The sequence below is a fragment of the Bradyrhizobium sp. IC4059 genome, assembly GCF_020193615.1.
Lineage (GTDB): Bacteria > Pseudomonadota > Alphaproteobacteria > Rhizobiales > Xanthobacteraceae > Bradyrhizobium > Bradyrhizobium yuanmingense.
On sequence record NZ_JADYVH010000006.1, the window covers coordinates 292,827 to 309,931 of the forward strand.

21 protein-coding genes and 1 tRNA gene are annotated in these 17,105 nt (G+C 65.0%); 11 read left to right on the plus strand and 11 right to left on the minus strand.

Annotation, left to right across the window (positions count from 1 at the left end; genetic code table 11):
* Positions 1-37 precede the first annotated feature (37 nt).
* The gene (locus I6F12_RS20660; RefSeq protein WP_225157117.1) at positions 38-1,111 is read left to right on the plus strand and encodes a transglycosylase SLT domain-containing protein; all 1,074 of its coding nucleotides are present in this window, start codon (positions 38-40) and stop codon (positions 1,109-1,111) included.
* 327 nt (positions 1,112-1,438) lie between these two features.
* A complete protein-coding gene (locus I6F12_RS20665; protein ID WP_225157118.1) occupies positions 1,439-2,614 on the plus strand; it encodes a DUF2336 domain-containing protein in 1,176 nt (391 codons plus the stop codon).
* Positions 2,615-2,754: 140 nt separating this feature from the next.
* Here the strand turns inward: I6F12_RS20665 and I6F12_RS20670 are convergent, their stop codons facing one another.
* The 3 genes from I6F12_RS20670 to I6F12_RS20680 all read right to left on the minus strand — a co-directional run bounded on the left by I6F12_RS20670 (position 2,755) and on the right by I6F12_RS20680 (position 4,779).
* A complete protein-coding gene (locus I6F12_RS20670; RefSeq protein WP_225157119.1) occupies positions 2,755-3,333 on the minus strand; it encodes an Hpt domain-containing protein in 579 nt (192 codons plus the stop codon).
* 28 nt (positions 3,334-3,361) lie between these two features.
* On the minus strand, positions 3,362-3,907 hold the full coding sequence (locus I6F12_RS20675; RefSeq protein WP_011088265.1) for a response regulator: 546 nt from the start codon (positions 3,905-3,907) through the stop codon (positions 3,362-3,364).
* Between the two features lie 92 nt (positions 3,908-3,999).
* Complete coding sequence (locus I6F12_RS20680) at positions 4,000-4,779, minus strand: NAD kinase (RefSeq protein ID WP_036010536.1); 780 nt, start codon at positions 4,777-4,779, stop codon at positions 4,000-4,002.
* Positions 4,780-5,032: 253 nt separating this feature from the next.
* Between I6F12_RS20680 and I6F12_RS20685 the strand changes: the two genes are divergently transcribed.
* Entirely contained in the window at positions 5,033-6,601 is a 1,569-nt protein-coding gene (locus tag I6F12_RS20685; RefSeq protein ID WP_225157120.1) for a peptidase S10, read from the plus strand.
* Here the strand turns inward: I6F12_RS20685 and I6F12_RS20690 are convergent.
* Positions 6,588-7,976, minus strand: a complete 1,389-nt coding sequence (locus I6F12_RS20690; protein ID WP_225157121.1) for a serine hydrolase domain-containing protein — start codon at positions 7,974-7,976, stop codon at positions 6,588-6,590. The two genes, I6F12_RS20685 and I6F12_RS20690, sit on opposite strands and share 14 nt — an antisense overlap.
* Positions 7,977-8,084: 108 nt before the next feature.
* Positions 8,085-8,627 (minus strand): tetratricopeptide repeat protein, encoded by a 543-nt coding sequence (locus I6F12_RS20695; RefSeq protein ID WP_036010542.1) that lies wholly within the window; start codon positions 8,625-8,627, stop codon positions 8,085-8,087.
* Positions 8,628-8,875: 248 nt separating this feature from the next.
* Between I6F12_RS20695 and I6F12_RS20700 the strand changes: the two genes are divergently transcribed.
* The 4 genes from I6F12_RS20700 to I6F12_RS20715 all read left to right on the plus strand — a co-directional run bounded on the left by I6F12_RS20700 (position 8,876) and on the right by I6F12_RS20715 (position 11,415).
* Positions 8,876-9,283, plus strand: coding sequence for a hypothetical protein (locus I6F12_RS20700; protein ID WP_225157122.1), 408 nt, complete (start codon positions 8,876-8,878; stop codon positions 9,281-9,283).
* 230 nt (positions 9,284-9,513) lie between these two features.
* Positions 9,514-9,909 (plus strand): hypothetical protein, encoded by a 396-nt coding sequence (locus I6F12_RS20705; RefSeq protein WP_036010577.1) that lies wholly within the window; start codon positions 9,514-9,516, stop codon positions 9,907-9,909.
* A 261-nt stretch (positions 9,910-10,170) separates the two neighbouring features.
* Entirely contained in the window at positions 10,171-10,875 is a 705-nt protein-coding gene (locus I6F12_RS20710) for an outer membrane protein (RefSeq protein WP_036010580.1), read from the plus strand.
* A 297-nt stretch (positions 10,876-11,172) separates the two neighbouring features.
* Complete coding sequence (locus I6F12_RS20715; RefSeq protein ID WP_036010549.1) at positions 11,173-11,415, plus strand: DUF6719 family protein; 243 nt, start codon at positions 11,173-11,175, stop codon at positions 11,413-11,415.
* 27 nt (positions 11,416-11,442) lie between these two features.
* Here I6F12_RS20715 and I6F12_RS20720 read toward each other — a convergent pair whose 3' ends face one another.
* Positions 11,443-11,697 (minus strand): hypothetical protein, encoded by a 255-nt coding sequence (locus I6F12_RS20720; RefSeq protein ID WP_036010552.1) that lies wholly within the window; start codon positions 11,695-11,697, stop codon positions 11,443-11,445.
* A gap of 312 nt (positions 11,698-12,009) precedes the next feature.
* Positions 12,010-12,378 carry a hypothetical protein gene (locus I6F12_RS20725; protein ID WP_036010583.1) on the minus strand — a complete coding sequence of 123 codons (369 nt, stop codon included), beginning with the start codon at positions 12,376-12,378 and terminating at the stop codon, positions 12,010-12,012.
* Positions 12,379-12,477: 99 nt separating this feature from the next.
* Between I6F12_RS20725 and I6F12_RS20730 the strand changes: the two genes are divergently transcribed.
* Positions 12,478-12,642, plus strand: a complete 165-nt coding sequence (locus tag I6F12_RS20730) for a hypothetical protein (RefSeq protein WP_167361680.1) — start codon at positions 12,478-12,480, stop codon at positions 12,640-12,642.
* A gap of 43 nt (positions 12,643-12,685) precedes the next feature.
* On the opposite strand, the gene I6F12_RS20735 is transcribed toward I6F12_RS20730, so the two are convergent.
* A complete protein-coding gene (locus tag I6F12_RS20735) occupies positions 12,686-12,889 on the minus strand; it encodes a hypothetical protein (RefSeq protein WP_050991987.1) in 204 nt (67 codons plus the stop codon).
* 320 nt (positions 12,890-13,209) lie between these two features.
* Here I6F12_RS20735 and I6F12_RS20740 point away from each other — a divergent pair, with 320 nt between their 5' ends.
* Positions 13,210-13,929: a class I SAM-dependent methyltransferase gene (locus I6F12_RS20740; protein ID WP_225157123.1), complete on the plus strand. Its 720-nt coding sequence runs from the start codon at positions 13,210-13,212 to the stop codon at positions 13,927-13,929.
* On the opposite strand, the gene I6F12_RS20745 is transcribed toward I6F12_RS20740, so the two are convergent.
* Positions 13,917-13,991 (minus strand) — tRNA-Thr (locus tag I6F12_RS20745). The genes I6F12_RS20740 and I6F12_RS20745 overlap by 13 nt on opposite strands.
* Before the next feature lie 171 nt (positions 13,992-14,162).
* On the minus strand, positions 14,163-14,657 hold the full coding sequence (locus I6F12_RS20750) for a hypothetical protein (RefSeq protein WP_225157124.1): 495 nt from the start codon (positions 14,655-14,657) through the stop codon (positions 14,163-14,165).
* Between the two features lie 281 nt (positions 14,658-14,938).
* Here I6F12_RS20750 and I6F12_RS20755 point away from each other — a divergent pair, with 281 nt between their 5' ends.
* Together I6F12_RS20755 and I6F12_RS20760 are read left to right on the plus strand one after the other, a co-directional pair.
* Positions 14,939-15,421, plus strand: a complete 483-nt coding sequence (locus I6F12_RS20755; RefSeq protein ID WP_109143325.1) for a hypothetical protein — start codon at positions 14,939-14,941, stop codon at positions 15,419-15,421.
* A gap of 41 nt (positions 15,422-15,462) precedes the next feature.
* On the plus strand, positions 15,463-15,975 hold the full coding sequence (locus I6F12_RS20760) for a hypothetical protein (protein WP_225124867.1): 513 nt from the start codon (positions 15,463-15,465) through the stop codon (positions 15,973-15,975).
* Positions 15,976-16,238: 263 nt separating this feature from the next.
* Here the strand turns inward: I6F12_RS20760 and rlmB are convergent, their stop codons facing one another.
* Positions 16,239-17,069 carry a 23S rRNA (guanosine(2251)-2'-O)-methyltransferase RlmB gene (rlmB, locus tag I6F12_RS20765; RefSeq protein ID WP_225157125.1) on the minus strand — a complete coding sequence of 277 codons (831 nt, stop codon included), beginning with the start codon at positions 17,067-17,069 and terminating at the stop codon, positions 16,239-16,241.
* Positions 17,070-17,105: the final 36 nt, after the last annotated feature.

Below are 17,105 nucleotides of genomic sequence, written 5' to 3' on the forward strand. Positions count from 1 at the left end.
AACCCCGCCTTAACCATACCTGTCCCACGGTGAGACGATGGGCGCCGAATTGCCGGCGTCGCTCAGCGCCGCGCGGGGCGGGCCCTCCACCATGTCGATCGACAGTTTCAGTGCCACGCAGACGGCCGGCCTTGATCCGTCGCGCGCGCGTGTCGCCGGTGCGATCAAGCAGGCCTCGAACGTCACAGGCGTCAGCTTCCAGTACATGCTGACCACGGCCAAGATGGAATCGGACTTCAATCCGACGGCCGCCGCCACCACCTCGTCCGCGCAGGGGCTCTACCAGTTCATCGACCAGACCTGGCTCGGTACGGTGAAGGAAGCGGGTGCCCAGCTCGGCTATGGCAGCTACGCCGACGCCATCACCAGGACGTCATCGGGGACCTACACCGTCGACGATCCCGTCAAGAAGCGGTCGATCATGAAGCTGCGCGACGATCCCGAAGCCGCTTCCGCCATGGCCGCGGCGCTGACGCAGTCGAACAGCTTCAAGCTCACCGGCCTGCTCGGGCGCAGGCCGAGCGACAGCGAACTCTACATGGCCCATTTCATGGGCGTCCGCGGCGCGGCGAAATTGATCGCCAATGCCGAGGACAATCCGCAAGCCGTCGGCGCGCGGCTGTTTCCCAACGCGGCGGCCGCCAACCGCCCGATCTTCTACGCCAAGGACGGCCGCGCCCGCAGCGTCTCCGAGGTCTATTCGGTCCTGGACAGCCGCTATGCCAGCGCGGCCAATTCAAAGGTAACCCGCAGCGCGATGGCGATGTATGGCGCCACGCCTTCGACCACGCAGGTCGCGAGTGCCAATGCAGTGGTGCCCACTGCGCCTGTCGTGGACAACGCCGCCTATCTCCAGACCTTCCCGAATGCCCGCACAGTGACGCCCGTCAGCGCGACGTCGTCGACACATGTCGCGGACAATCCGACGGGCACGCCGGTGTTTCGTTCGATCTATCAACCCGGCGATGCCACGCAGCCGGTCTCGACCACGGTGCAGAAACTATGGGGCAACAATGCCTCGCTCACCTCGGTCGCCTCAGTGACGCCGGACGTGCGGCCGCCGCAACCGCTCGATCTCTTCAGCGATCGCAGCGGCACGTTCTCGAGCTAGCTTCGCTCTTGCTCCGGACGCCGCGTTACGTCCGTGCACAAGATCGAGACTGTGTGCGCAGCTGCGTCAACACCGTCATTGCGAGCGCAGCGAAGCAATCCAGAATCTCTCCGCGGATACAGTCCTGGATTGCTTCGCTGCGCTCGCAATGACGGAGGATCAGCGAGAGCTCGTCGCGTGTGCCGCGCGTGGCGGCTTTGTTCCCTTAACAAATCATCAACAAAACCAGCCAGTTATGGTGAACGCTTTGTTAAGCGTCGTGGTTTATTTTGTGTTGCAGGTGACGAGCGTCATCGTTTTTCGTTTGTTGTGTAAGCCGGAAGCAGCATGATTGTTCGGCAGTTCATTCATTGGATCAGGACGGCGCCCGCAGGCGAGCGGGCCGAGGCAACACGGGCGCTGGCCCGGGCCTGGCTGATCTCGGACCTTTCTGCAGACGATCGCATCGCCGCCGAAGGCGCGCTTCTGATGCTGCTCGATGATGCCTCGCCGCTGGTCCGGCAGGCGATGGCCGAAGCCTTTGCCCGCAGCCTCGATGCGCCGGCCGCAATCGTGCGGGCGCTGTCGGCCGATCAGCCGACGGTCGCGCTGCCGGTGCTCGAACATTCCCCGCTCTTGATCGACGCCGATCTCGTCGACATCGTCGCGACCGGCGGCGAGGAGGTGCAATGCGCAGTCGCGCGCCGCATCGCATTGCCGGTGTCGGTGTGCGCCGCGATCGCCGAAGTCGGCTGCGCGGCTGCCGCGCTGGAGCTGATCGAGAATCCCCATGCCGAGCTCGCCCCGTTCTCCTGGGACCGGATCGTCGAGCGTCATGGCCATCTAGCCGCGATCCGCGAGGCGATGCTGGTGCTGGAGGATCTGCCGGCTGCAACGCGTGCTGCGCTGGTGGCAAAGCTCTCCGAGACGCTGGCGCAATTCGTCGTGGCGCGGAACTGGCTGAGCGCCGACCGCGCCGACCGCATCACCATCGAGGCGCGCGACCGCTCAACCATGAACATCGCGGCGCGCTCGCGCGGCGATGACATGCAGGGCCTGGTCCGGCATTTGCGCATCACCGGCCAGCTGACCGCGGGCCTGATCCTGCGCGCATTGCTGTCGGGCAATCTGGGCTTGTTCGATGCGGCACTCGCCGAACTCGCCGATCTGCCGCTGGCGCGCGTCTCGGCGCTGCTGCACGAGCGCGGCGGCAACAGCGTGCACGCGCTGCTCCGTCGCGCCGGGCTTCCGGAGGCGACGTTTGCGGCGTTCCAGGTCGCGCTCGATGCCTGCCACGAGCAGGGCTTCGTCGATAGCGACGACGGCGCGGCGCGGCTGCGCCGGCGCATGGTCGAGCGCGTGCTCACCCATTGCGAGTCCGATCGCGGCGCCACCGAGCCGCTGATGGTCCTGCTGCGCCGCTTCGCCACTGAATCCGCGCGCGAAGAGGCACGGCTGTTCTGCGACGAGATTGTCGCGGATGATGTGGTCGATCCGCTCTATGACGATCTGATTGCGGCGTAGTTCGAAGCTCGCGACAAGGCGGGCCGGAAGAGAGACAGGCTCCGTCATTGCGAGCGCAGCGAAGCAATCGAGAATCCCTCCGCGGGGACAGTCTGGATTGCTTCGCTGCGCTCGCAATGACGAGAGGAGAGAGTTCGGCCTTATTCCGCCGGCGCGATGCTCGGCGCCAGGATCACCTCGAGATGCTCGGGGCGGTCGCGGTTGACGTAGGCAAGATAATCATCGGCGACCTTGCGCAGGCGGCGGCTGAGCTCGGCCGAGACGCTGATCCTGTCCAGCCTGGTGTTCTCGTGCACGATGGCGAGAATGGCGTTGATGTGGTGCGTGAACAGCTCGGCCGGCACCTTTTCCAGGTCAGGCGCGTGCTCGATGACGAGGCACAGGCTTTCGGCGATGCCTGCGGCTGAAGGAAAGCCGAATGTCGCCGCATCCCCCTTGATGTCATGCGCGGCGTGAAACAGCTCGTCGCGCAGTTTCTTCGTGAAGCCGTCGTTCTGCACGGCCGTCCAGGCGGCGGACAGTCGCTGGGCCTCGATCGCCATCCAGTCCTTGAATTCGCCGGAGAGGCTCGCGAGCGCCTGCTCGGCGCGGGCGACCGGGTCGTCGAGGTCTTTTTCTTCGACGCGGCGCAGGACCTTGCGCAGCGGATTGGGCTGCGTGATGACTTGGTGCGTGGCGAAGGCCTTGACCTCGATGTCCTTTGCGCTGTTCTTCGCCATGATGCCTGCCTCGTCTGAAGCGGTTGCGCTAGATGGTGGAGCGGGCCTTGTCGAGCAGCGAGGGCTGCTGCAGCACCTCGTGCTTTTCGCCGACGCGGCGCTCCGGGCCCATATAGGCGGAGTTGGTGTTGCGGCGCCGGTCGGGGCCGAAATAGGTCTTGGTCTTGATGAAGGGGCGGGGATTGGCGACGACGTTGAGGATGCGCTGATAGAGCCCCTTGGCCGAGATCGGCTTGGCCAGAAATTCGGTGACGCCGGCATCGCGCGCGACCGTGACGCGACGTTTCTCCGAATGTCCGGTCAGCATGATGATCGGTGCATAGGGATTGCCCTTGGATTCCGGCTGCCGGATCATCTGCGCGAGCTCGAGCCCGTCGAAGATCGGCATGGCCCAGTCGGTGATGACGATGTCGGGCACGTAATGGCTGTACATTTCGAGCGCCGTGGCGCCGTCCTCGGCCTCATAGACCTCGCGCGCGCCGAACGAATGCAGCAGCGTCCGCAGGATGCGGCGCATGTGCGGATTGTCGTCGCAGACGAGGAAGCGCAGCTTGTTGAAGTCGATACGGAACATGACGCCCGGGCCAAAAGCGGGTCAACCTTCGTTAACCATATCGTGCCGGGAGTTAACGAAGGGTTGCGGCCAGGGGTGGGCCGGCAGGACACTCAGTAGCCGAACTGCTCCCGCAGGATACGCTCTTCCAGGCTGTGGCCAGGGTCGAACAGCATCCGCATCGAGATGCTCTTGTCCGAAAGCACTTCGACGCGCCGGACCCTGCGCACCTCCTCGTGGTCGGCGACCGCTGCGACGGGGCGCTTGTCGTCTTCCAGCACCTCGATCACGACATAGGCGGTATTGGGCAGGAGGGCGCCGCGCCAGCGCCGCGGCCGGAAGGCGCTGATTGGCGTCAGCGCCAGCAGGGCGGCGTTGATTGGGAGGATGGGTCCTTGGGCGGAGAGGTTATAGGCCGTCGAGCCTGCCGGCGTCGCGACGATAATGCCATCGGCGATCAGCTCCGGCATGCGTTCGCGCTCGTCGATAAGTATCCGCAAGCGCGCCGCCTGGGAGGTCTGGCGGAATAAGTAGACCTCGTTGATGGCGTGGTGCAGGTGAACGCGGTCGTTGACGTCGGTCGCGCGCATCAGGAGCGGATTGATCTCGGATTCATGCGCCGTCTCGAGCCGTTGGCGCAGATCATGCGTCGAGTACTCGTTCATCAGGAAGCCGACCGTGCCGCGGTGCATGCCGTAAATCGGCTTTCCCGTACGCATATGGTGGTGCAGCGTCTGCAGCATCAGCCCATCGCCGCCGAGTGCGACGACCACGTCGGCCTCATCGGGATCGCAATTGCCATAGTCCCTGGTCAGCTGGCCAAAGGCGGCTTGCGCCTCGTTGCTCGGGCTGGCGACGAAGGCGATCCGGTCGTATCGCGCAGGCTTGGTCATGGCTTCTCGGCAGGGCCGCTGGGTCGAGGAAGGTTCCGCCGGGCTCGTCTATACGAGGTAGGCCCGTATTGTCGAGGATGACCGCCCACCAAAGCTAATGGGGACGGTCCAACCGGACTTAAGCACAGAACCGGGCAATTTGAACCCGGCCGGCCGCTTCAGGGCCCGCACCGCCAATGATTCCCCAAACCGTCGTAATTTGGCGCTACCTTTCTGACTCCCCGGCGGTCACGGCCGGACACGGAGGATGATCATGGTCACGACTTTGCCGGCGCTCCGCCGCGCGGGCCTGGTGTTGGCGGTGTCGGCTTTCGCGTTCGTCGGCCTTGCACACGCAGATGATGCGCCGCAGCCGCGCTCCGAGGCGGCCGCGCCGGCCGGACAGAAGGGGGGCCGCGGCGGTGGCGCACAAGGCGCGCCGCAGACGTCGTCGTCCGCGGCCGAGCCGCACCGTCTGCCGCCGGATTCGACCACGAAACAGACGCTCGATCTGCCCGGCCGGACCCTCAACTTCACGGCCACCGCCGGGTCGATCCGCGTGTTCGATGGCAAAGGCGAGCCGTTGGCCGACATCGCCTATACGTCCTACCAGCTCGACGGTGCCGAGCGCGCCACGCGTCCGGTGACGTTCCTGTTCAACGGCGGGCCCGGTGCGTCCTCGGCCTGGCTTCAGTTCGGCGCGGCCGGGCCGTGGCGGTTGCCGCTCGATGGCGAGGCCCTGTCGCCGTCGGCCTCGCCCGAGGTGAAGCCCAATGCGGAGACCTGGCTCGACTTCACCGATCTCGTCTTCATCGACCCCGTCAGCACCGGCTACAGCCGCTTCGTGGCGAGCGGCGAGGATGCCCGCAAATCGTTCTACTCCGTCGATGGCGACGCCAACTCGATCGCGCTCGTGATCCGCCGCTGGCTCGAAAAGCACGAGCGGCTGACTTCGCCGAAATACGTCGCCGGCGAAAGCTATGGCGGCATTCGCGGCCCCAAGGTCTTGCGCCAGTTGCAGCTCCAGCACGGCGTCGGCGTCAGGGGCTTGATCCTGGTCTCGCCGCTCCTGGATTTCCGCGAGTTCACCGGCACGAGCCTCCTGCAATATGTCGCGACGCTGCCGAGCTACGTGGCAGTGGCGCGCGAAGCCAAACGTCCGGTCAAGCGTGCCGACCTCGCCGACGTCGAGGCTTACGCGCGCGGCGAATTCCTGACCGATCTCGTCAGGGGCGAGGCGGACAAGGAGGCAACCACGCGTCTGGCCGACAAGGTCGCCGAACTCACCGGCATCGACCAGGCGGTGAGCCGCCGCCTCGCCGGCCGCTTCGACGTCGGTGAATTCCGCCGCGAATTCGACCGCAAGAACGGCAAGGTGACCGGACGCTACGATGCCTCGGTGCGCGGCTTCGATCCCTATCCGAATTCGAGCAGCTCGCGCTTCGGCGATCCCTCCGGCGATCCGCTCCAGGCACCGCTGACGAGCGCCGCGGTCGACGTGCTCTCGCGCAAGCTCAACTGGCGGCCCGGCGGCTCATATGAAGTCCTGAACGGTGCCGTCGAAGGGCAATGGGATTTCGGCCGCGGCATCAACCCGCCGCAATCGGTTTCCGAGCTGCGCCAGATCCTCGCCACCGATGCGAAGCTGAACGTGCTGGTCACGCACGGCCTGTTCGATCTCGCCACGCCCTATTTCGCAACGAGGCGGGTGCTCGACCAGCTGCCGGCCTTCGTGACGCAGCGCGTGAAGTTCGTGGTCTATCCCGGCGGCCACATGTTCTATTCGCGCGACGGATCGCGGCAGGCGTTCCGAAGCGAGGTCGAGGCGCTCATTCGGGAGTAGGCCGGCGCTTGCGCGGCGGATACCGGCGCGCGATCTCGCGTGCGACGACTTTTTTTGGCTTCACGTTCGCGCCGGCAATCCAGATGTCGCTGACCTTGCCGCGCTTGTCACGGACCCGGCGCACCGGCTCGCCGTGGCTGGAATAGCCGGCAGCCCAGGCGAGCTTGCCGGTGTCGCGGCCGGTCACTTCGATTTCGGCGGCATCCATAAACGGGTTGTTGAACTGCGGGTTGGCGACGAGCACGCGGTTGCCGGCGGGGACGAGATCGGTCGCGCCCCAGATCGTCCACCAGCGCCCGGTCCAGTCGCGCACGCGCCGGTCGGGGGCGCCGCGGGTCTGGAAGACGCGCAGGATCTGCATCGCGCCGTCCATCCAGAACGGCGCCGCGCCGTCGATCGAGTTGCTGAGGATGCTGATTGCAAGCTCGCAAGCGGGAATGGAGCAGGTCCGCGAGATATAGCCCTGGAAGCCGCCGCCATGGCCGAACCAGTCCCAGCCATCGGTCTTGCCGGCATTGACGCCCAAGCCGTAATAGGCCTCGAAGCTCTGCGGGATGCGCCAATGGTTTCGCGTCATCTCGCGGCGGCTGGCGACCGACAGCACGCTCTTCTTCGCGTTGGGCGCCAGCTGCGCGAAGAAGCGGGCGGTGTCGGCGGCGGTGGCGACGAAGCCTGCGGCAGATGCCATTGCATGGGCGGGATTGTCGCCCGGGATCACGCAACGCTCGCCAAAGGGCACCCTGCGCGTGTGGCCGCGCGCGAACGCTGCGCCCTTGGGAAACGGTGCGTCAGGCTCCGTCTCGCGCAGGCCGGCGGGCGCAATGATCTCGCGCTTGATCCAGACGGAGTAGGGCTCCTTCGCAACAGCCTCGATCACGAGGCCGAGCAGGCCAAAGCCGTGATTGGAATATTTGAAGCGTGTGCCGGAGTCGATCGCGGTCGGCAGCTTCAATTCTGCAAGCAGCTCCTTGGCATCGAGATAGGGGCGGCTGTCGATGAACTGGCCGGAATCGGCGCCGTCGCGCGTCAGCCCCGCGCTGTGCGACAGCACTTGCGCGATCGTGGTCTCGGCGACGCGCCGATCAAGGCCGCCGACATATCGGCCGACATGGTCGTCGAGCCGGAGCTTGCCCTGCTCGCGCAGCTTCATGATGCCGGCCGAGGTGAAGCTCTTGGAGTGCGAGGCGATGCGGAAGCGATGGCGCGGGGTGAGCTTCTCGCCGGTGTCGAGATTGGCGAGGCCGAACGCATGCTCGGCGACGACCTCGCCGCGATGAGCGAAAGCCACGATGACGCCCGGCTGCTGGATCGTCGTCAGCTGGTATTCGATCCAGGAGCCGATGTAGTCGATCGCGGATCGCAGCCACGTATCCATTGCGCTACCGGTTTGCGAGGGAGGTCGGTGCGAAAGCTAGCCGAGAAAGCAGAACGGGCACAACCTGAAAGGTTGTGCCCGTTCGCGTCGTTCGAAGATGCGATGCCTTCAGTAGACGAGCGTCGCGCCGGTCGGCTTGTCGAGCGCTTCGGCCAGCGAGCGATATTCCGAGCTGCCGGTGCCGGCGAGCGAGGCGATCTTGTCGAGGTGGTATTGCGCCTGCTCGCGGTTGCCCTGCTCGAGCTGCCAGAGGCCGTAATATTGCCAGGTGCGGACGTGGTTCGGATCGTCCTTCAGCGCCAGCTCATAATAGGCCTTCGACGACTGGTAGTCGCCGAGCTTGCGATAGGAGTAGCCGATCAGGTTGGCGACGTCCGCGACGTCGTTGCGCTTGAGCGACTTCAGCTGGTCGATCGCGCCCCTGTAATCGTGCTTGTCGTAGATCGCGGCGTAGGCGGTGCGGTAGGCCGCGAGGAATTTGGGGTCGCTGACGGAAGAGCTCTTCTTCTTGCCCTTCTTGGTCGAGGTGTCCGATTTCGGCGGCGACGAAGGGTCGTCGCCGGCGGCGGCATACGCGCTGGACAGCACCGGCGCGGCCGCCAGTGTCATAGCGACGAGTCCCGGCACAACGAGCATTGAGAGTTTGCGCATCTAAGTTCTCCGGTATGGAACGTGGCGATCCTACACGATTGCCCGAAGACCGGAACACCTCTCGGGCAAAAACATTCCCGCGTCGCACGATCTATTCGCCCGGCCGTGGATGACAAACGTGTCATCGAGATGAACGGAAGCCTGCAAGGGGCTTCAGATTGGGTTCAGTGCACCCCGCTTATGTTCCTTCCCACGATCGATGGGGGCGAGAGGGCGCCGCCTGATGATCCTTCCAAGAGGAGACCACCATGTTGAAGACCATTTCTGCAGCCTTGCTCGCAACCTCCGTGATCGCAGCCCCGGCGTTCGCCGCCGAGGCCGGCAAGACCACCACAGCCGCGCCCGTGATCAAGGCCGACCAGAGCCAGACCAAGGCGGCGACCACTGCCGCAAATCCGGAACCCGGCGTCAAGGCCGACGCCAAGACCGACGCCAAGACGGACGTGAAGACGACGGACGCGAAGGCTTCCGATGTCAAGACGGACGCCAAGGTGGATGGCAAGTCGAAGGCAATGGACGCCAATGCCGCGGTCACCACCGACCAGCACAAGAGCGTGAGCAAGCATCGCCATCACGACAAGCAGGTCACGGCCAAGGAGTCGCAGAAGGCGCAGCCGGATGTGACCAAGCCCGCGACGTCTGACAAGCGCAACTGACGACTGATCGCGCGCGGCGGCATCCCTGGCATTGCCCGCCGCCGCGCGCGGACGTCAGGCCCGGCCCGTTGCCACGCCTCGGGCGGAAGCCCGAGATGTCGGCGGCTGGCCGGTGCGCTGTTTGCGCCGCTGCAAGCGAATTCCCTTCATCCCGGCTTGGGGCTAGAACGTCTCCTGATCTGTTCGAGCGGAGAGCGGGGCCTGTGGGGCGATTGGCGAGATGTGCGGTGATCCTGGCGTTGCCGCTGGCGCTTGCGGCATGTTTCGGCAGCGACAGTGACCGTCCGACTTTCATGGGCGGGACCCAGGCCGGCGGGCCGCAGCCGTTTCCCGACAATTTCCGGAACGACACGGTGGCGTTGATGCGGGCCTACCTCAACAATCCGGTCGGCGTGCGCAATGCCGCCATGGCCGAGCCGGTGCAGCGCGAGGTCGGCGGCCGGCAGTTCTATGTGAGCTGCCTGCACTTCACCCCGCGCGAGACGGATGGGAGCTACAAGGGCATGCGCGAGCGGGCCGTGATCTTCGTCAACGGCCGGGCGGACCGCGTGGTCGACCAGACCAGCGATCTCTGCGCCGGTGCGGTTTACGCACCGTTTCCGGAACTGGAAAAGATGACGCGGTAGCGCAAAGGCAGCCTTTATCGCCCGGTGTTAGACAGAAGGAGCCGGAGCCGCTGGATCACATTTCGGCGAGCTTTGAACGGGGTGGTTTCGTCTTGCGACAAATCGTGGCGGCGGCCTTGCGCAGCCGAATTGACGGAACAAATTCGTGTTGTTGCCACGCCGTCACAGTCACGAACGATCAACGTTCCGGCATTGCCGCGAAGCAACCCAATTCACGCCACGTTGTTTCCCGAGTGTCGTAATGAAAGAACGGGGATGATCATGAAGTCGATCTTGCTGGGTGCAGCAGCTCTGCTGGCGCTGGTTGCGCCGGCCGCAGCGGCCGACATGCAGCCGCGCGCCTATACCAAGGCTCCGGTCACGCCGCCGCAGGTGATCTATAACTGGACCGGTTTCTATATCGGTGGCCATCTCGGCGGCGCGTTTGCCGGCGACAACAGCTTCCAGTCGAGCGACGCGCGTTTCCTGGGCGGCGTGCAGGGCGGCTTCGACTACCAGTTCGCGCCCAACTGGGTGGTGGGTATCGAGGCCCAGTATTCCTGGCTGCCGACCAACAACAATGGCGCCATCTTCCCGCTGGGCACGCAGGTGACATCCAACACCGACCAGATCGGGTCGGTGACCGGTCGCATCGGTTACACCTGGGGACCGACGCTGCTTTACGCCAAGGGCGGTTATGCCTGGCGGAATAACGGCCTTGGCGTGAACATCGCCGGGGTGCCGCAGGCCTTCACCACCACCGGCAACAACAAGGACGGCTATACGGTCGGCGCCGGCCTCGAATACATGTTCGCGCCGAACTGGTCGGCCAAGGCCGAGTATCAATATTACAATTTCGGCAGCACGACCTTCACCTCCGGCCCGGCTGACATCGTCGGCGTTCGTGGCCGGGAGGACGAGCATACCGTCAAGGCCGGGGTGAACTATCGCTTCGGCTGGGGCGGCCCGGCCGCCTCGCGGTACTGACGGTCAGCGCCGACCCAAGATCTGAAGATCCAAGACCTGAAGATCCAAGACCTGAACATCAAGACCTGACAAAGGCCGGCTCCGCCGGCCTTTCGTTTGCCGGCCTGCCGCCTCCGGCGCCTGCTTTCTTTGCATTCCGTGAACCATTTGGCGCGTCATTTGCTTGCAAACGATGCTGGCGCGCCTTCTCACGCGCGTCATGGGGCTGGCGTAAAGCAAAAATAATTTTTGCGGTTTACGGAACTCGCGCTCCGGAACGCGTTATATGACAATTACCGGGCAGGTGGGACGACGGACATGCGTATCTTGGTGTCGGCAGTGGTGCTCTCGTTCTTCGGCTGCCTGCCGTGCTCTGCACAGACAATCCTCAGATCCGAGCCTCTGATGTTGGCACCGTACGAAGTTGCCTTCGTCAAGGACGCTTCATGTCCGTCGGGCAAGGTCATGAAGGTCACCGGCGCCATCCGCGGGCTGCACCGCCGCAAGGCCTGCGTGACTATGCCGGGCGAGCAAGCCTCGCTTGTGGCGGCCACCCCCTGAGCTTTCGCTCCGGCTCCGTGCCGGAGCTCAGGAATTCAGCTCGAGCTCCATTCTGGACTGCCGATCGGCCTCCGCCTTGTTCTTGGCGGGGTCCTCGCCTTGAGCCGCCTGGCACGGCTCGATCTTGTAATCATTGTCGAGCACCCGGCGCGGTCCCGGCCGCTCGTCGTCCGCCGTCACGTCCACGACGAGACCACTCCGCTCGGCGAGCTTCCAGACGTCGGCCTCGCTCGGATAGGACTTGCTGATTTGGGCGTCATTGCAGAAGAGGGCGTAGGGCATGCATCCCGACTCCAGGAATGCCCGTTAACGAGCTTACGGGGGGAGGGTTCCGGCCACCCGCCCGATCACGCGCCCGTGATCGTCGTGGACGGCCCTTGAGTCCTTAACGAGTCCTGAATCCCGGAAAAAAGAATCCCTGGGACTCTTCGGCCGGAATCAGCGGATGTTTTCGGCCATGACGAGCGACCTGAACACATCCTGCGGGCACATGCTCCTGCCGCTCACGCTGGCGCTGTTCGGCGCCTGCGCGGCCAATCTCTGGCTGGTCTGGTCGTGGTTGTAGGGTCCTGGCTGTAGGGCCCTGGCCGGGCCTTATTCGGCCGGCGGACCTGAGGCGTCGCGGATGGCTGCACGCAATTTGGTCAGGGTCGCCGCACAATATTCCTCACGTTCGCGCTCGAAGCGCTCCTGGTGCTTGCGGAAATTGGCGATGCGGGCCTGCATCTCGGCACGGAATTCGCCGCTCGTCCGCGTCGGCAGAGGCGCGGGCCGCGGCGGAAAGGGGGCTTGCGGCGGTTCGATCTCGACGGTGACCGCCTCCACGGTGACGATCTCCATCGCGACGGCCGGGCCAGATGCGGGCGCCTCCGGCTGAAGGACGTCATCCTTCCTGCCGGTCACCGATTGGACGAAAGCCAGCGTCTGCGCGATCAGTGCGTCGCGCTCCCTGATCCATTTCATGATCCACCTCAGCCGCGCGTATTCCAGCAAAGCGGCTGCTTCGAATCAAGGCTGTTTGCAAGGGTTGCATATTTTTCCCGGTAGCCCGACACTGGGCAGATGGATGCATCGAAAGAAAGACCGAACGAGGCGGAGGGCCTGAGGCTCATCCGCGCGTTCCTGACGCTGCCGCCCGACAAGCGGGCGGAGGTGATCGCGTTTGTCGAGGAATTGGCGCGTGTCCACGGCCGGCCCGAGGAGGGCGCCAAGGCCTCGCCGAGGTGAGCAAGGCCTCGCCGAGGTGAGCAAGGCCTGGCCGAGGTGAGCGCTACCGCTCGCGCGGATTGACGTTGGGCTCGAACGGCGCGCCGACCACCCGAACCGGGATCTGAGCTGGCGTGCGCGGAGTGGGGTCGATCACGGCTCTATCGGCGACCAGCTTATCGGGCGCCCGCCCCGGCGCCGGCTCGAACAGCGCCAACGTCCCGGCCACGGCGCTACAGCACAGCGTCACCGTCGCCAGCAGAATCATGTTTCGGTTTTCTTCCCGGATCCGCATGCGCTGACAACGGCTGGCGCCGGAGCCGGTTCCGGGCCGGCGATTTTCGATGCGAAAACGGGGGGCTTTAGATCGCGCCTAGTGCGACAGCACAAGGCCGAGCGCAAGCACGAAAAGCATGGCCGTCGTGACGACGGCCGTCACCGCGCCGGCGACGATCTTGGCCTTCTCTTTGGGCGTGGTGGAGCGCATCGTCTCGACGAGACGAATGACATGCGTAGGTTCGCTGCCAGGCAATTTCGAACAGTTCGGCCGGATTGTATAGTGTACCCGCGCCGCAAAAGGCTCGCCCAATGACCGCCGATCGTCCCCCCGTGCTTGCGCACGAACGCTTCGTTGCCGACCGTGACAATTTCTCAGGGCTGGATCTCGCCGCGCGGTTCGCGCGGATCGAGCGGACCAACCTCTGGGGCGCGGCCACTTCGGTGTCCGGCCTCGGCTCGGAGGATGTCGCCACAGCCGCAATCCAGCAGGCGCTGCCTGCATTGCTGCAACGGCTCGGCGCGCGCTCGCTGCTCGATGCGCCCTGCGGCGATGCAGGTTGGATCGGCCGGCTCAAGCTCGATGTCGATTACACCGGCATCGACATCGTACCGTCGCTGATCGATGCAAACCGCCGGCGTGTCGCAGCTGACGGTTCGTCCGGTCGGTTTCTCGTTGCTGACATCACGCGCGATGAGCTGCCGCACGCCGACGTCATTCTCTGCCGGGATTGCCTGGTGCATTTGAGCTTTGCGAACATCTATCGCGCGCTCGCGCAATTTCGGATGAGCGGCGCGCGCTTCCTGCTCGTCACGACCTTTCCGGAGTGGGACGACAATCACGATTGCGAGGATGGCGACTGGCGCGCGCTCAACATGGAGAAAGCGCCGTTCGGCTGGCCGGCACCGCAGGCAGTGATCGACGAGCGTTGCGAGGAGGGCGGTGGCGGCTGGCGCGACAAGAGCCTCGGGCTCTGGCGGCTGGATGAGCTGCCGGAGAATAGCTTCGCGTCAGAAGCTGGTGCCGGCTGAGGGGATTGAACCCCCGACCTTCGGTTTACAAAACCGCTGCTCTACCGCTGAGCTAAGCCGGCGATGCCTCAAGAGGCAGGGCAGAGCTCGGCTCGCGCCGGGCCCCGTCTACCCGTGCGCGCCGCAATACCAGACTTAATCGGAAAGTGCCAGAACCGGCAGGTCGTCGTCGCAGGACGTGAATCGGGCGGCCGCGCGGGCCGCCCGATGTGTCGCGTTCGGCTCAAGCCGGCTTACTGGCAGAGCTGCCGGCGGCCGTCTGCGCCCTTGAAGTACGTGCCGGGCGTACAGACGAAGCCGTTGCGCTGGGCATAGGTGCGCCTGTCCCAGCTACGATTGTCCCAGCCGCGGTCCCACGAATTGTCATAGGCGTAGGAATTGTCCCAACCTCGGAATGGGGCGGTGGCAATCGCGCCGGCGGTGCCGATCGCGGCGCCCGCGACGCCGGCCGCCGTCCCGACAGCGCCCGCCGCAACGTCGGTCGGCCAGAAGCCAGTGGGGCTTCTGTTCCAGTCGTTATTCCAGTCGCGGTTGGTCTGGCGATAGGTCGCGCGGCGGTGGCGGTAGCCGCTCTCGGTGGTGGCCTGTCCCGGTCCGAAGGTCTGGCAATTGGCGTTCGGGAATTGCGCCGAGCAGCGGCCCTGATTGGTGACGACGGTCTGCGCCATGGCAGAGCCTGCCAGCATGGTCGCTGCGATCGCCGTGGCCCCGAGAAGCTTGATGGTCATGGTTGTTCGCTCCCATTTTGTTGACAGGAGCTAAACGCTGACGGCGCAGGACGTTCCGATGCAACCTTGGGATTTTTCGGATGCGAGCCGTCAAACCGATGTGAGCAGTACGCTGTTCCAGCCGCGCGGTTCCGCGCCGTTAACGCTTCACTAGCTCGCCGTGCAACATTTGAGCGGCGCGCAATCCTTGCACGTTAGGCTTACCGGAATTTGGTGAGCAGGCCTTAACTCTCTCTGCGTCGCGATCGGTTAGGTTGCGCCCGGATAACCGGGGTCTCCTCATGCGTGCCGTGGCGCTCGCCGCCTTTCTGATCGGACTGCCTGCAACCGCGTTTGCAGCCGGCTTCGAGATCGTCGTTCCCGGCCGTCCCGGCGTGCCAGTAATCATCAACAACATCGATGCGTCCTACGCCGTCGTCGAGGGCACCTGGGGCCTCGGCAAGGGCCAGCAGGTGCAGCCCACGATCTATGGCGGACGCTATATCGCCGAGCGGCAGCCCGACAACGTCGGCCATTATTATCCGACGCTGGGCCTGCGGCCAGGCTACGGCCGGCTCGAGGTCGAGCCGCCGGCGAACCGCAAATTGCCCAAGCCCGCCGAGAGCTACCACCAGAGCTGGGGTGCCTCGTCCGCGCCGCTGCCGGCGCAGATGGATCCGCCCGTCGATCCGCCGCCGGTGATCTACGCGCCCGAGATCAACGACCGTCCTCGGCCCCCGCGGCCGCGGCCGCGCACAGAGATACCCGGCAGGCCGCCGGGTTGAGAAACGTGAAAACCAAAAACGGAAATCAACAGGAGAGAGTAATGCGTCAAATGATTTCGGGACTGGTCGCGGCAACTGCCGTGATGTTCGCCGCCACCGTGCCGGCCGCGGCCTGCGGCTTCAGCACATGCGCGCCCGTTGCGCCGGTCTATGCCGGCTGCAACACCGGATGCGGCGGATATGGTTATGGCTACGGCTACGGCTACGGCGCCTATGAGCGTCTCGCCGAGCCGACCACGCAGTATTATTACGTCAACCAGGGTCCGACCTATACCGGTCCGGGCGCCTTCGCGCCGTACCCGACCTATCGCGAGGACGCGGTCGTCGCGCCCGCCAATTACGGCTATGGCTATGGCTATCGTGCCGCTGCGGTCGCGCCGCCGGCCGCTTATCCCTATCGCCGCCCGTACTTCCGTCCCTATCGCTACGGCTACGGTCCCCGCTACGGCTATCTGCCGCGCGTTCACTACGGCCATGCTCACCGCTACGGCTACGCCCACCGCCATGCGCCGCGCTATTATGGCGGTCACCGCGTGCTGCGCCGCTATTACTGATCTCTGATCGGTTGAGATTTGCGAAGCGCCCGTTCGCGTGATGCGGACGGGCGTTTTGCTTTCTCTTCAAAACAACCCCATGCACAGTAGCCGGGAACAGTGAAATCAAGGACTTGAAGCGCAATGTGCCCGAGATGAGCGAGCATCGCTCATTAGCTCATTGTTCGAACCCCAAATTTCGGAAAAACAGAGACTTAGATTGATCCGTCGGGCAAAACAAGCGTAGTCTAGCAATCGTCCGGATATGCGCGGCGCCTAAAGCGCTAGCGCTTCATCAGCCCCAGCCGGCTCGCGCCGACATAGAGCGAGAGTACGGCCGCATTCGAGACGTTGAGGCTCTTGATCTCGCCGGGCATGTCGAGCCGCGCCACGACGCTGCAGGTCTCGCGCGTCAATTGCCGCAAGCCTTTGCCTTCGGCGCCGAGCACCAGCGCGAGCGGCTCGCGCAGTGTGACGTTCGAGAGGTCCTCGGTACCTTCGCTGTCGAGACCGACGGTCTGGAAGCCGCGCTCGTTCAACGCCGTTAAGGCGCGGGCGAGATTTTGCACCGTGACGACAGGCACAAGCTCCAGCGCGCCGGAGGCGGCCTTGGCGAGCACGCCCGTCGCCTCGGGGCTGTGACGCGCGGTGATCACGATCGCCTTCACCGCGAAGGCCGCTGCAGAGCGCAGAATTGCGCCGACATTGTGCGGATCGGTGATCTGGTCGAGCACCAGCACCATGCCTTCCTGCTTGAGCGTCTCGATGTCCGGCGAGGGCAGGGGATCGGCCTCGGCGAGCAGGCCCTGATGCACGGCGTCGGGCGAGAGCAGGCGGTCGATCTCCTGGGGACGGACGATCTCGGGCGCGATGCGGGTCGCGATGTTTTCGTCCGCCAGCCGCCGCGCGGCGTTCTCGGTTAGCGTCAGCTTGCGGATCCGCCGCTGCGGGTTGGCGAGGGCCATGGTGACGGTGTGCCAGCCATAGAGAATGACGGGCCCGTCGGGGTGCGAATCGCGTTCGCGCCAAGCCGGCCGGCCGGTCGATTTCCCTGGTTTGTTGAAGGGCTTAGCCCCCCTGCGGGGGCCCCTCGGGGCGAATTTTTTGTCCTTCATGGGCTCGCTTGTGTCACGGGGACCCCAATATGGCAA